We start from the raw sequence: 14,158 nt of genomic DNA, 5'->3' as shown, positions 1-14,158 counted from the left end.
CAGTATAGAGGAGCACGCCGGTGCCTTCATTCTCGAGCACACTAGAACAAGCCATTCACGCAGCGCTTGCAGCCGCGAATGAACGGCGCCACGAATTTGCAACGCTCGAACATCTGCTTCTGGCGCTGCTCGATGAACCGGATGCTGTGCGGGTGATGAAAGCCTGCAGCGTCGATCTGGATGAATTGCGCGGCACTCTTGTCGAGTTCATCGACGAAGATCTGTCAAATCTGGTGACCGATATCGACGGATCCGAGGCAGTGCCGACCGCCGCCTTCCAGCGGGTGATCCAACGCGCAGCGATCCACGTGCAAAGCTCGGGCCGCACCGAAGTGACCGGCGCCAACGTGCTGGTTGCGATCTTTGCCGAACGCGAAAGCAACGCGGCCTATTTCCTGCAGGAACAGGACATGACCCGCTATGACGCGGTGAATTTCATCGCTCATGGTGTGGCCAAGGACCCGGCTTATGGCGAAAACCGGTCCGTCTCGGGCTCGGATGAACCCGAAGAAGAAACGCAGGCCGCAGCAAGCGAGCCGGACCAGAAGGAAAGCGCGCTGTCGAAATATTGCGTCGATCTGAACGCCAAGGCACGTGATGGCGATGTAGACCCGCTGATCGGCCGTGACCTTGAAGTGGAACGCTGCATTCAGGTGCTCTGCCGTCGCCGCAAGAACAACCCGTTGCTGGTGGGCGACCCCGGCGTGGGCAAAACCGCCATCGCCGAAGGTCTCGCACGCAAGATCGTCAATGGCAACACGCCCGAGGTGCTGTCGGCCACCACGATCTATTCGCTCGACATGGGCGCGCTGCTGGCGGGTACCCGGTATCGCGGCGATTTTGAGGAACGGCTCAAGGCCGTCGTTTCGGAACTGGAAAGCCACCCAGACGCGGTGCTGTTCATTGACGAGATTCATACCGTGATAGGCGCCGGTGCCACGAGCGGTGGTGCGATGGATGCCTCGAACCTGCTCAAGCCAGCCTTGCAAGGCGGCAAGCTGCGCACCATGGGCTCGACAACCTACAAGGAGTTCCGCCAGCATTTCGAGAAGGATCGCGCACTCAGCCGCCGGTTCCAGAAGATCGACGTGAACGAACCCACCGTCGAAGACAGCGTGAAGATCCTGCGCGGCTTGAAGCCTTATTTCGAGGAACATCACGACATCAAATACACCGCCGACGCGATCAAATCGGCGGTCGAACTGGCGGCGCGCTATATCACCGACCGCAAGCTGCCTGACAAGGCCATCGACGTGATCGATGAGGCAGGCGCGGCGCAGCATCTGGTGGTGGAAAGCAAGCGGCGCAAAACTATCGGCGTGAAAGAGATCGAGGCGGTGGTGGCCAAGATCGCCCGCATCCCGCCCAAGAACGTCACCAAGGACGATGCGGAGGTTCTCAAAGACCTCGAAGCCTCGCTCAAGCGCGTGGTGTTCGGACAGGACAAGGCCATCGACGCGCTGTCCAGCGCCATCAAACTGGCCCGCGCGGGCCTGCGCGAACCGGAAAAGCCAATCGGCAACTATCTGTTTGCCGGTCCCACCGGTGTCGGCAAGACGGAAGTCGCCAAGCAATTGGCCGATACGCTGGGTGTTGAGCTGCTGCGCTTCGACATGTCTGAATACATGGAGAAACATGCGGTTTCCCGCCTGATCGGCGCGCCTCCGGGCTATGTCGGCTTTGACCAGGGCGGCATGCTGACCGATGGGGTCGACCAGCACCCGCACTGCGTGCTGCTGCTTGACGAAATCGAAAAGGCGCATCCGGATGTTTTCAACATCCTGCTGCAGGTGATGGACCATGGCGAGTTGACCGACCACAATGGCCGGACGGTGAATTTCCGCAACGTGGTTCTGATCATGACCTCGAATGCCGGGGCGCAGGAGCAGGCCAAGGAAGCCATCGGCTTTGGCCGCGACCGTCGCGAGGGCGAGGACACCGCCGCGATCGAGCGCATGTTCACACCGGAATTCCGCAACCGCCTGGATGCGGTGATTTCCTTCGCGCCGCTGCCGAAAGAGGTCATCTTGCAGGTGGTCGAGAAATTCGTCCTCCAGCTGGAGGCGCAGTTGCTGGATCGCAATGTGACAATAGAACTGACCCGTCCGGCAGCTGAATGGCTGGCCGACAAAGGCTATGACGACAAGATGGGTGCGCGCCCGCTGGGACGCGTCATTCAGGAACACATCAAGAAGCCTTTGGCCGAAGAACTGCTATTCGGCAAACTTGCCAAAGGCGGTGTGGTGAAGGTCGCTGTGAAGAACGGCGAGTTGGATCTGCAGATCAACGGCCCGCGCCAGCCGCGCATTCCGGGCGACAAGCCGCCGTTGCTGACCGCAGATTGATGTACGGGCGACTGCTCGCGACTCTCGCGCTCGCTGCCGGACCGGCGGCGAGCGATCCCGTTCTGAGCCTGCCTATTGACTGCGAGCTGGGCGAGACCTGCTACATCCAGCAATTCGTCGACCGTGATCCCGGTGCCGGAGCCCGCGATTTCACATGTGGCACGCTGTCTTATGACGGGCACAAAGGCACCGATTTTGCCCTGCCAACGCTGCGCGCCATGCAGCAGGGTGTGGATGTGCGCGCTGCAGCACCTGGCATCGTGCAGGGCACTCGCAATTCCATGCCCGATCAGCTTTTTACCAGTGAGACCACGGCTCAAGTCGACGGGCGCGAATGCGGGAATGGCGTTGTCCTCAAGCATGAGGACGGCTGGGAAACCCAGTATTGCCACATGCGGCAGGGCTCGATCCGGGTCAAATCCGGCGATGTGATCGATGTCGGAACCGTGCTGGGCCAGGTGGGGCTGAGCGGCAAGACGCAGTTTCCGCATCTTCACCTCTCGGTGCGCAAGGACGGTCAGGTGGTCGACCCCTTCGACACCACCGGACAGGCGCAATGCGGGCAAGGGGGCGATAACCTCTGGGCCGACACGCCCGACTATGTGCCGGGCGCGTTGTTGGATGTGGGCTTTGCCCCGCTGGTCCCGGAATATGACGCGATTCTTGCAGGTGACGCCGCGCAAGACGTGTTGTCCGACCAGAGCTCTGGGCTGGTTCTTTACGGTCTCGCCTATGGTGGGCTGAAAGGCGATGTAATGAGGATCGAGATCGTGGGACCCGACGGGCCTTTTGGCGGCCAGCAGGTCGAATTGGAACGCAATCGCGCCCGGTTCTTCCGGGCCTATGGCAAACGTCTGACCGCTGAGCGATGGCCTGCGGGAACCTACACCGGTAGGGTGAGTCTGGTACGGGATGGGCAGGTGATCAGCCAGAAATCGACGACGACAACGGTTCAGTAGCCCTCAGCACTCACTTCTCGGTCAGTTTCAACTCGATCCGCCGGTTCTGCGCGCGCGCGTCTTCGGTATCGTCCGTGTTCAGCGGCTGGAACTCACCAAAGCCATTGGCCGCCAGCCGATTTGGTGCGATGCCCAGCGCGTCCACCATGTAACGCACAACCGACAGCGCCCTGCCCTGGCTAAGTTCCCAATTGTCGCGATAGCGCCCGCCGCCGCTCAGCGGCGTGTTGTCGGTATGGCCATCGACCCGGATCACCCAGTTGATCTCGGGCGGGATATCACTTGCGATGCTGCGCAGGATTTCCGCAATCTTGGCGATCTCAAACCGGCCCTCGGGTGACAGCGTGGCCGAGCCGGGCGCAAACAGCACCTCGGAGGAAAAGACAAATCGGTCGCCCTCGATCCGCACGCCCTCCTGCTGGCCCAGAACATCGCGCAGCCGTCCGAAAAATTCCGAACGATAGCGTTCCAGATCCTTGGCCTGCGCTTGCAGGTCCTCGGCCTCCGCCTCCAGCCGCCTGCGCTCTGCCTCCTCCAGCAGGCGCCGTCGCCGTTCTTCCGACGCAGCGCGGGCCAGCGCCGTATTGAGGTCCTGCCCGAGCGACTGCAATTGCACCTGTGCCGCCTCATCGCGCGCCTTGTAGTCGTCAAGCAGCGCCTGCAGCCCGCCCAACTGGCTGCGCAGCGCCGCGATCTGCTGGTTCAGCAAAGCGGTCTGCCGCTGCGCTGCTGCTGAGACCTGCTGTTCTGCGGCCAACAACTCGCGGGCCTGAGCAAGCAGCGCGGCGCGGGTATCAGCTTGATCTGCTTTGGAACGGGCAGCCTCCAGTTCGCCCTGCAACGCATCCCGGGCCGCATCCGCCGCCGCAAGCAGGGTCAGCGTTTCTTCGGCCTCTTTGCGCTGTGCCTCCAGCGCCAGCGTCATCGCCGTCAGTTCGCTATCGGCATTCTGCAAGCGCGCCCGCAGCGCCTCAGCAGCAGCGGCCTCGGCCAGCCGGACCTCTTCCTCCTCGTCAAGCTGGCCCTGAAGCGCGGCTATCTGTCCAGAAGTTTCGGCGCTTTCGCTCTGCAAATCCGCCACCAGCGCCTCCAGCGCTTCGCGACGCGCGGCGGCTAGGCGAGCAGCCTCGGTCTGAGCGTCGATCTCACTGCGCGACTGCGCCAGGGCGAGGTTCAGCGCCTCTTGCTCGGAGAGAAGATCGGCCTGCAAAGCCGACAGGCTTTCCACATTGGCCAAGGCCTGATCTCGATCTGCGATCAGCGCCGCAACCTGGGCCTCGAACGTGGTGATCCGGGTCTGGGCCTCGGCCAGAGCCGCGTCCTGCCGATCCCGCTCACTTGTCAGAGTATCGATCAGATTCTGCGCCTGCGCCAAGCTGCCCTGCGCTTCCGAAAGCGTGGCATTCAGCGCGCCGACCCGTTGGCGCAGTTGATCGTTTTCCTGCTCTTCCAGCCCCAGCGCCTGCGCCAGCGCCGAGACTTCGTTCGACAGCGCGTCAAGCTCGCTTTCCTGCCCAGAGATCGTTTCGCGCAACACAAATTGCACCACCATGAAGATGGTCAGCACAAAGGTCAGCACCATCAGCAGCCCGGTCATGGCATCGACAAAACCGGGCCAGACAGAGCCCTGGAACCGTTGACCGGTGCGCCGTGACAGGGCCATGGATCACTCCCCGTCCATGCCGCGCGTATCAGCCCTGCGGATCAGCGCCATGACGAGCGTATCGATATCCCGGCGCAGTTCGGCCATGCTTTCCTGCCGCCCGGCTGAGATCTCTTCAAGAATGCGCAGCATCTGCACGTCGATCGACCGCAGCCGCATCCGGCTTTCAGCATCAATCCCGTCGCCGTGTTCATGGCTGCGCAGCAGTTCCACATGCGCTTCCTGATTTGCGGCAAGGCGCTCCAGCGCGCGCGTGACACCGTCAGTATCGGATTGGCGCTGGTTCATCTGGGCAATGGTGTCGACCAACTCACCCATCTTATCCGACAGCATGGCCCGGTCCTGTTCGGAGTTTTCGAACATCATCCGCAGCCCATCCATTTGCTCAGTCATCGCCTCCATCACGCCATCTATAGCGCCGGTATCTGACCCGCCCTCATCGCCGGAGGAAAACCCGACCCGCGTGATCGTCGAGAGCCATTCCTCCAACTCGCGGTAAAATCGGTTCTGGCCATGGCTGGCAAAAAGCTCCAGCAAGCCCACGATCAGCGACCCGGCGAGACCCAGCAAGGAGGAACCAAAGGCCACGCCCATGCCCTGTAGCTGGGATTCCAGCCCAACCATGAGCCGGTTGAACACCGCCAAACCCTCTTCGCCTTCCTGCGGGTTGAGGCTGCGGATGGTGTCGACAATGGCGGGAACTGTGGTGGCCAGACCAAAGAAAGTGCCCAACAATCCGAGGTAAATCAGCACATTGGTGATGTATCGCGTGATCTCGCGCTCTTCCTCGATGCGCTCGGCGACAGAATCGAGGATCGAACGGGTCGAGGTGGAACTGATCTGCATCCGCGCGCTGCGGGCGCTGAGCAGCGTGGCCAAAGGCGCCAGAAGCTGCGGGGCGGGAATGCCCTCGCGTTCAAAGCCGCCAACAAAGCCGTCGATCCAGCGCACCGATCCGATCAGTTGGAAGACCTGCCAGAAACAGGCCAAAACACCGATGACAAAGACCAGAACGATAAATCCGTTCAGATAAGGATTTGCCTGAAAGACCGAGGCGACGCGCGGCAATGCCACAAAAACGCCGAAACCCGACAGGCCGATCACGACCAGCATCATGATGATCTGCCGGAAGGGGCGCGAGAATTGCGGTCTCGCCTCGAAACGTGCCTGCGCCATGCGCGTGTCCTGATTTTCTGCTCTAGGGAGAACCTACCGAAAAGCCGCCCGCAAGGCCAAGGCTTTATGCGGTCAGGGCCCGTACCCGGGTGGTCAACCAGTCCAGATCAGGGTCGCTGAGCCCGATCTCGGCCAGATGTTCGGCTGTATTGTAGAGATAGTCGGTATTGGGGCCGCGCCCGCCCACCGCATCGGCGATGATATGGGCCTGATCCTCCAGCGCGAGACCGCCACAATATTGCACGTGATTAGGGTCGATCACATAGGTGACGGCGGTGACGCGGTCGCCGCTTTCCAACTCGACTGCCAACATCCGCTCCAGATAGGCGGACGAAATCAGTTCTCGTTCGCGCAGCTCAGCCAGCGTCCGGTCTTCTTGCCCTTCTTGCACCGACAGGGCCAGACCTCGGCAATGGGACCCGTCAACCTCATCCAGCGCCAGCACCAGCCCCGGTTTTTCCTCGGTGCCCCGGTGGTGAATGGAACTCATGCAGAAGGACCGCGCATAGCCGTGCAATGTCGCAACCTCGCTGCGCGCCACCGGAAACCCGGGGTTCCACAAAAGCGATCCATAGCCGAACACCCACATCGTCATCGCACTGGTCCTTGCCTGTTTCGCCCTATAAATACCAAATCAGAGCCGGGAAAAAGGGGCCAATCGAGCATGCGCCGTTTGCTGAAACTCGCCATTGTGGTGATCGTGCTGTGGTCCGGCTACTGGCTGGCCGCCGCCTATGGTTTGCGCAGCAGTGTCGAGGCGTGGTTTGCCGCCCAGGCAGAGCGGGGCTGGCAGGCCGATTATGCCGAGATCTCGACCGCCGGTTATCCATTGCGCCACAAAACCACCCTGACCAGCCCCGCCTTGGCCGATCCGCGCACCGGAGCGGCCTGGCAGGCCGACTGGATCATGTTTGACAGCCCCGCGATCTGGCCCGGTCGTCAGACCTTGCGCTTTGCCGACACGCCGCAGCGCCTGTCCTATTTCGACCAGACCGCCGTTGTGACGGCGCAGGACTTGACCGCAGACCTGCACCTGCATCCCGGCGTCCGGCTTGAGCTGCAGCGTATGGCGCTGACAGCGGGTCCGTGGCGTATCGACACCGTCAACGGCACCGCCCTTCAGGCAGACACCATGTCGCTTGCCATGGCGCAGGAGGCGCAGCCCGAGACCTACATGTTCGGGATATCCGCCGAAGGCTTCACGCCGGGCGATGCGCTGCGCCGCCTGTTGCGCTCGGATTCCGCCCTGCCCCGCAGTCTCGATACGCTTGAACTCGACGTGGCGGTGCGCTTCGACAAGCCTTGGGATCGCAGCGCGCTGGAAGAGAACCGACCGCAGCCGCAGATGATCGACCTGCGTCTGGCTGAAATGCGCTGGGGCGAATTGAGGCTCTTTGCGACCGGAGAGCTGGAGGTCGATGGCCAGGGCATTCCCACCGGAGAAGTCGCGCTCAAGGCGGAAAACTGGCAGGAAATGCTGGCCATGGCGCAAGCGGCGGGTGCCATCCCTGAACAGGCGGTTGGCCCGGCAAACCGGGTTCTGGGCATGCTGGCCGGCCTTGGCGGTAACCGCAATTCGCTCGACGTACAGCTGAATTTCCGCGACGGATTCGTAGCTCTTGGCCCGATCCCGCTGGGCCCCGCACCCCGGCTGATCCTGCGCTGAAGGCCCGCCCGACGCGATCACGCAGTGCCAGGTTTGATCGCAATCTGGCTGACATATGACATGAAGCCAAAGAACTTGTCGGCCTCGACCCGGCGTTGCGCCTCATCCTTCAGGGCTTGGGCCGTTTCCGGAAACAGCAACCCGGTTTCCATCATCCGATCCGCCCCCCTGCTGATGACGGTCATGAAATAGGTGGCCTCGCCTTCCGCGACATAGCCATGCCCCTGCCGTGGCCCGAGCGTGAACCCCGCGCCCGTCAGAATCTCGGTGATCTGGCGCATGATCCACAGGTTCGTCACGTTTTGATTGATCATGAAACGAATGATCTGATCCAGCGGATCATAATCCGCAATCTGGGCCGTGGCGGTATCGTAGTCCCCGTCACAGATCGCCAATTGTCCCCAGGGCTTCAGAATCCGAAACGCCTCGGCAACCACCTCTTGCGGCTCGGGAACATGGCACAGCAACGTGTGCATCAGGACCAGATCAACCGTGGCGTCCTGCAACTCGGTCCGCTTGGCGTCACCGGTTTTAAAGCTCAAACGCGGATCATCGGCAAAATGCGCCTGTGCCCGAGCAACCATCACCGGCGACGGCTCAATGCCAAGCGCCCGCGTAGCGCCAGCCATAGCAATGAGATCGCTTGTTACATGACCGGTTCCCGATCCGAACTCAACGGCAAAAGCATCGGCGGGCACGGAAAGCCCGCTCAGATAAGCGCGCCGGATCGCGATCTGGGCCGGTTCCATACAGCGTGCCTCCATCGCGTCGGCGATCAGAGCCTGGGTGCTCTGGTTCTGCCCGGCTAGGTCTGAGTAAGGGTCTGACATGGTGCTGCATCCATTTCTGATGTTTAGGCCCAGCATATCAGAGTTTCTCAAAGACTTATCATCCGCGCTGAATCACTGTTCAGCGCACGAAAAAGGGCTGCGCAATCCGCGCAGCCCTTCCAAAAACCGGAAATCTGGCGAAGATCAGTTCTTCGCGTAGAATTCCACGACCAAGTTCGGCTCCATCATGACCGGATAGGGCACATCGCCCAGACCGGGTGCGCGCACGAAAGTGGCGGTCATTTTCGAATGATCAACGTCGATGTAGTCCGGCACGTCACGCTCGGCCAGAGCGGCGGCTTCCAGCACGATGGCCAGCTGCTTGGACTTGTCGCGCACCTCGATGACGTCGCCTTCCTTGACTCGGTAGGACGGGATGTTGACGCGCTTGCCGTTCACTTTCACGTGGCCGTGGTTCACGAACTGACGGGCGGCAAAGACGGTCGGCACGAACTTGGCGCGGTAGACGACGGCGTCCAGGCGACGCTCCAGCAGGCCGATCAGGTTTTCACCGGTGTCACCGGATACACGCACGGCATCAGCATAGATGCGGCGGAACTGCTTTTCGGTCAGATCGCCATAGTAGCCTTTCAGCTTCTGCTTGGCGCGCAGCTGGATGCCGAAATCGCTGAGCTTGCCCTTGCGGCGCTGACCGTGCTGGCCGGGGCCGTATTCGCGGCGGTTGACGGGGGATTTGGGGCGACCCCAAATGTTTTCGCCCATACGGCGATCGATTTTATGCTTGGCAGACGTGCGTTTGGTCACGGCTGATCTCCTTCGTTAGGTCGAGGTCCGGGATGGACCACTATGAAGGGCGTTGTCCTCTTGGGTCTGACCCCATGACAGGCATCCCCTTGCGGGGGCCACCAACACCAATGAAGCCGCGCTTATAGAGATGGCATGGGCCGAGTCAACCGTGTTTTTGCGCCAGCATTACCGCGATGGATCACAGCAGCAAGCTTGTCGGGCCATCCATATCCAGCCCCGGGAAAACCGTGCCTTCAAGCGCGGCACGGTCCAAACCCGCAACCCCTTGCAAGACACCCGCGACATAGGCCCGCAGATCTGCGGTCGGCATCAGGTCGCGTCGATCGAGCAAAGCGCTTTCCTGCAGGCCCGGCCAGTCGCCCAGCACCTGACCGCCTCGCACCGCCCCACCCGCAAAGAGCAGCGCGCCGCCGGTGCCATGATCGGTGCCCCCGGTGCCGTTCTGACGCACAGTGCGGCCGAACTCAGTCATGGCCAGCACCACGGTCTTGCCCCAGACTGGCGCGCCCAGCTCGCGCTTGAGCGTCAGGATCGTTTGCGACAGCCGCTTCAGCGCCCGGGTCAGCCCCTTTGTCTGCGCCCGGTGGGTGTCCCATCCGTTGAGCGAGAAGCCAACAACCCGCGCGTCGCCGCGCAGCTGTTCGGCGGCGTAGCTGGCGATGTTCACATGCTCGGGCAATCGGCGCTTGCCTTTGGCAGCTCCGTTGGTGGCGGTCTCACCCTCCTGCCCCTCTCCCATAAGCGCCATGGCCTGCGCATAGGCCCCGTGGAACAACGGGTCTTCGGCCATCATCTGTTCGGCAAGCAGGGCGGCCTGCGGGCTGAGAGTCAGGGCCGTATCGGGGTACCAGTCGGTCACCGCCGTGTCGCCCGCCAGCACCTTCATCTCACCATGCCCCAGTGCGAAACCGGTGCGCAAAGATACGCCCGGCACCTGCCCCAGCGCCCGGTTCAGCCAGCCGCCCGCCACATCGCCCAGCCCCGTGCTGCCCGCTTCCAGCAGGTCCTGACCGTCGAAATGGCTGCGCTTGTCACGATAGGGCGTCGCAACCGCCTGCACGGCACCGAACTCACCTGCCCGCCAGAGCGGCAGCAGAGGTTGCAGCCCCGGATGCAGCGCATAGAACCCGTCCAGATCGATCACCGGATCGTCCTGCCGCAGGAGCCCTGCCCGCGCGCTTGTATAGTCGGGATCGCCAAGGGGGCGCACCACATCCAGCGCATCCATGCCGCCGCGCAGGATGATCACCACCAGCCTTGTGTCCCAAGGGGCCGCAGCGAAGCTGACCCGCGTCAGCAGAGGGCTGGCCGCAGCCGAACAGCCAATAAGTGCCGATCGGGTCAGAAAGCTGCGTCGTGTCAGATCAAGTGCCATCGCGTTCCCCTTCTATCGCCGCTGGAACGTTGGCGATGCCAACACCAGACCGATCCCTTCGGCCCGCGTTTCCGCGGCCTGCGCCGCAAACTGCACCGATGCGGGCGCATAAGAGCCCAGCGCATCCCACTGAAACCGCCTCGGGTCGGGCAGGTCGCCGACCAACTGCCGGGGCCGGGTCATGGCCCATGAGATTCGGCTCGCCAAACCCTGCGGCGTGATCCAGGCGGCGTCCTCCTCGGGCCAGCCATCCGGCCCCTCGGGCGCCATCCAGCGTTGCCCCATCCCGGCCATCGGGTGAACGAGCCGCCGACGCAACCGGCCCGGGCGGTCCAGATCAAGCCGATCGGGGCGCACATTGAGCGCACGGCAGGCAGACGCCACAAAATCGGCAGGGGGTTTCACATTCATCAACTCGGATTGCCAGGCCCCGGGGTGTTCGAGCAGAGCACCATAGACCGTCAGCAGATGACCATTGCTTTCACGATAGCGCCGCGCCACATGCGCGACCAGATCGGGATCGGGCGTGTCCGAAACGAAATGTACCACCAGCTTGCGGGCAATATGGCGGGCGGTATCGGGATGGACCGACAGATCGCGCAGGAACTCCAACACCGGTGACAGCGACGCTTTCTTACCCCCGTAAGACTGGCCTAGAACCGTCTCGCCCCCGGGTTGCGCAAAGTCGGCCCGATAGCGGAAACCACCCGCCCAATCATAGCTCAACCCGGCGAAAAGTTCGGCCAGGGCGCGGATATCGGACTGTGTATAGGCGCCATCGACGCCCATCGTGTGCAGTTCCAGTACCTCGCGCGCGAGGTTTTCGTTCAGCCCCCTGCCCGGCTTTTTCCGGGCAATAGGACTGCCGGGGCCGATCGAATAGGCCTGATCGAGATATTGCAGCATCAGCGGATGGGTGGTGACGGAGATCAGCAAATCCGAGAAATACCCGGTCATATTGGGACGGATCGCCTGTTCCACATAAGGCAGGCCAGAATAGCGGATCGCACCGCTCTTGCCAAGCGCGGTGAAATGGTCGGCCCAGAAAAATGCCAGCCGTTCGCGCAGGCCGCTCTGCGTATCGATCCAGCGCATCAGCGTATGGGCAAACCAGATCGACGCGTCGCGCCGCGCCTGATCTCGGACCGCATCTATCTGGTCACGCAGCTGGCCCTTTGCCTCGCGCTCTTTGGCTTTGCGATGCGCTTTCCAGAGGGCGGTAAGGTCGATCAACCGGTTCTGGTACCGGTCAAACAGCTCGATCGGATAGGTTCGGGCCATCTCATCGGGTCCGATCAGCCCGTCCAGCAAATCGCTGACCGACCGTGGCGGAGGCAAAGCAGGAGACAACCCGCACCCAAACCGGATCGCCGCCAATTCCGGGGAATAGCGCACCTCTACCCTCCTCAGTTCCAGGATCGCCCGAGACTTAGCATAGAGGCCCGGACCACCGAAATCACGCTCTTGAGACCATTAAACGCAGATCGGCGCGGATTCCGTCGCGCGCCGGCAAATATTTGCGAATGGGCCAGGCTTAATCCTGCGGAATAACGCGCAGGCCCAGCTCCATCAACTGGTCGCTGCTGGGCTCGGAGGGGGCCGCCATCATCAGGTCTTCGGCGCGCTGGTTCATCGGGAACATGATGACCTCGCGGATATTCGCCGTGTCCGCCAGTAGCATCACAATCCGGTCGATGCCCGCCGCGCAGCCGCCATGGGGCGGCGCGCCGTACTGAAAGGCGTTGACCATGCCGCCAAAGCGTTTTTCCACCTCGTCCTTGCCATACCCCGCGATCTCGAAGGCCTTGAACATGATCTCGGGCTTGTGGTTCCGGATCGCGCCCGAGACCAGCTCGTAGCCGTTGCAGGACAGGTCATACTGGTAGCCCAGCACCTTGAGCGGATCACCCTCCAGCGCCGCTATGCCGCCCTGGGGCATGGAGAACGGGTTATGTTCGAAGTCGATCTTGCCGGTTTCCTCGTCCTGTTCGTAGATCGGGAAATCGACGATCCAGGCAAAGGCGAAACGGTCCTGATCAGTCAGGCCCAGTTCGGCGCCAATCACGTCGCGCGCCTTGCCTGCAACCTTTTCAAAGGCTTTCGGCTTGCCACCCAGGAAGAAAGCCGCGTCTCCCACACTCAGACCCAGTTGCTCACGGATGGCTTCGGTGCGCTCGGGACCGATGTTTTTTGCCAGCGGTCCTGCCGCTTCCATTCCCTCGCCCTGATCGCGCCAGAAGATGTAACCCATGCCCGGCAGGCCCTCTTGCTGGGCAAACTTGTTCATCCGGTCGCAGAATTTGCGGCTGCCGCCCGTCGGCGCGGGAATGGCGCGGATTTCGGTGCCGTCCTGTTCCAGCAGCTTGGCAAAGATGGCAAAGCCCGAGCCCCGGAAATGGTCCGAGCAGTCCTGCATCTTGATTGGGTTGCGCAAGTCGGGCTTGTCGGTGCCATACCAGAGCGCCGCATCGCGATAGCTGATCTGCGGCCAGTCCTGATCGACCTTGCGACCGCCGCCGAATTCCTCGAAGACGCCCTGCAAAACCGGCTGGATCGTATCGAACACGTCCTGCTGTTCGACGAAGGACATCTCAAGGTCGAGCTGGTAGAAGTCGGTGGGCGAACGGTCGGCGCGCGGGTCCTCGTCGCGGAAACAGGGCGCGATCTGGAAATACTTGTCGAAGCCAGACACCATGATCAACTGCTTGAACTGCTGCGGCGCCTGCGGCAGGGCGTAGAACTTGCCCGGATGCAGGCGCGAGGGCACGAGGAAGTCGCGTGCGCCCTCGGGGCTGGATGCGGTGATAATCGGCGTCTGGTATTCGCGGAACCCCTTGTCCCACATCCGGCGGCGCATCGAGGCCACAACATCCGAGCGCAGGGTCATATTGCGCTGCATCGCCTCACGGCGCAGGTCCAGATAGCGATAGCGCAGGCGGGTTTCCTCGGGATATTCCTGATCGCCGAACACCATCAGCGGCAACTCACCCGCGTCGCCCAGCACTTCGATATCGCGGATGAACACCTCGATCTCGCCGGTGGCGATCTTGGAGTTGATCAGGCTTTCGTCGCGCGCTTTCACATTGCCGTCGATGCGGATGCACCATTCGGACCGGACCTTTTCGATCTCAGAAAAGACCGGACTGTCGGGGTCGGCCATGACCTGCGTCACACCGTAATGGTCGCGCAAATCGATGAAGAGCAGCCCGCCGTGATCTCGTACCCGATGCACCCAGCCGGACAGGCGGACGGTCTCGCCCACATTGGCGGCGGTCAGGTCGTTGCAGGTGTGGCTGCGATAGACATGCATCGGTGATATCCCTTCGGGCGCGTAAAATGTCGCGCCGATACACCCCGGCACGCGCGGGAAGTCAAG

General features: G+C 62.2%; 11 protein-coding genes. 3 read left to right on the top strand and 8 right to left on the bottom strand.

What is annotated here, in order from left to right; translation table 11 throughout:
* Window positions 1-20 precede the first annotated feature (20 nt).
* Together clpA and Q5Y75_RS18740 are read left to right on the top strand one after the other, a co-directional pair.
* Window positions 21-2,345 (top strand): ATP-dependent Clp protease ATP-binding subunit ClpA, encoded by a 2,325-nt coding sequence (gene clpA, locus Q5Y75_RS18745; protein ID WP_306200410.1) that lies wholly within the window; start codon window positions 21-23, stop codon window positions 2,343-2,345.
* On the top strand, window positions 2,345-3,304 hold the full coding sequence (locus tag Q5Y75_RS18740; RefSeq protein ID WP_306200407.1) for a peptidoglycan DD-metalloendopeptidase family protein: 960 nt from the start codon (window positions 2,345-2,347) through the stop codon (window positions 3,302-3,304). Before clpA ends, Q5Y75_RS18740 begins: the two co-directional genes overlap by 1 nt.
* A 10-nt stretch (window positions 3,305-3,314) precedes the next feature.
* On the opposite strand, the gene Q5Y75_RS18735 is transcribed toward Q5Y75_RS18740, so the two are convergent.
* The 3 genes from Q5Y75_RS18735 to Q5Y75_RS18725 all read right to left on the bottom strand — a co-directional run bounded on the left by Q5Y75_RS18735 (window position 3,315) and on the right by Q5Y75_RS18725 (window position 6,738).
* Complete coding sequence (locus Q5Y75_RS18735; protein ID WP_306200406.1) at window positions 3,315-4,967, bottom strand: peptidoglycan -binding protein; 1,653 nt, start codon at window positions 4,965-4,967, stop codon at window positions 3,315-3,317.
* Window positions 4,968-4,970: 3 nt separating this feature from the next.
* The gene (locus Q5Y75_RS18730; protein WP_306200404.1) at window positions 4,971-6,143 is read right to left on the bottom strand and encodes a biopolymer transporter ExbB; all 1,173 of its coding nucleotides are present in this window, start codon (window positions 6,141-6,143) and stop codon (window positions 4,971-4,973) included.
* Between the two features lie 64 nt (window positions 6,144-6,207).
* Entirely contained in the window at window positions 6,208-6,738 is a 531-nt protein-coding gene (locus Q5Y75_RS18725; RefSeq protein ID WP_306200402.1) for a gamma-glutamylcyclotransferase, read from the bottom strand.
* Window positions 6,739-6,807: 69 nt separating this feature from the next.
* Here Q5Y75_RS18725 and Q5Y75_RS18720 point away from each other — a divergent pair, with 69 nt between their 5' ends.
* Window positions 6,808-7,809 (top strand): DUF2125 domain-containing protein, encoded by a 1,002-nt coding sequence (locus Q5Y75_RS18720; protein WP_306200399.1) that lies wholly within the window; start codon window positions 6,808-6,810, stop codon window positions 7,807-7,809.
* Between the two features lie 17 nt (window positions 7,810-7,826).
* Here the strand turns inward: Q5Y75_RS18720 and Q5Y75_RS18715 are convergent, their stop codons facing one another.
* From Q5Y75_RS18715 to aspS, 5 genes are all read right to left on the bottom strand, one after another.
* Window positions 7,827-8,639 (bottom strand): methyltransferase domain-containing protein, encoded by an 813-nt coding sequence (locus Q5Y75_RS18715; RefSeq protein ID WP_306200397.1) that lies wholly within the window; start codon window positions 8,637-8,639, stop codon window positions 7,827-7,829.
* A 144-nt stretch (window positions 8,640-8,783) separates the two neighbouring features.
* Window positions 8,784-9,404: a 30S ribosomal protein S4 gene (gene rpsD / locus Q5Y75_RS18710; RefSeq protein WP_306200395.1), complete on the bottom strand. Its 621-nt coding sequence runs from the start codon at window positions 9,402-9,404 to the stop codon at window positions 8,784-8,786.
* Window positions 9,405-9,585: 181 nt separating this feature from the next.
* Window positions 9,586-10,782, bottom strand: coding sequence for a DUF1501 domain-containing protein (locus Q5Y75_RS18705; RefSeq protein ID WP_306200393.1), 1,197 nt, complete (start codon window positions 10,780-10,782; stop codon window positions 9,586-9,588).
* 12 nt (window positions 10,783-10,794) lie between these two features.
* Entirely contained in the window at window positions 10,795-12,177 is a 1,383-nt protein-coding gene (locus tag Q5Y75_RS18700) for a DUF1800 domain-containing protein (RefSeq protein WP_306200391.1), read from the bottom strand.
* A gap of 139 nt (window positions 12,178-12,316) precedes the next feature.
* Window positions 12,317-14,092, bottom strand: a complete 1,776-nt coding sequence (gene aspS / locus Q5Y75_RS18695) for an aspartate--tRNA ligase (RefSeq protein ID WP_306200389.1) — start codon at window positions 14,090-14,092, stop codon at window positions 12,317-12,319.
* Between the last annotated feature and the right edge of the window lie 66 nt (window positions 14,093-14,158).

The organism is Ruegeria discodermiae, assembly GCF_030758345.1.
Lineage (GTDB): Bacteria > Pseudomonadota > Alphaproteobacteria > Rhodobacterales > Rhodobacteraceae > Ruegeria_C.
The sequence above is the reverse complement of the archived record's forward strand: the minus strand, read 5'-3'. Positions and strand labels throughout refer to the sequence as shown.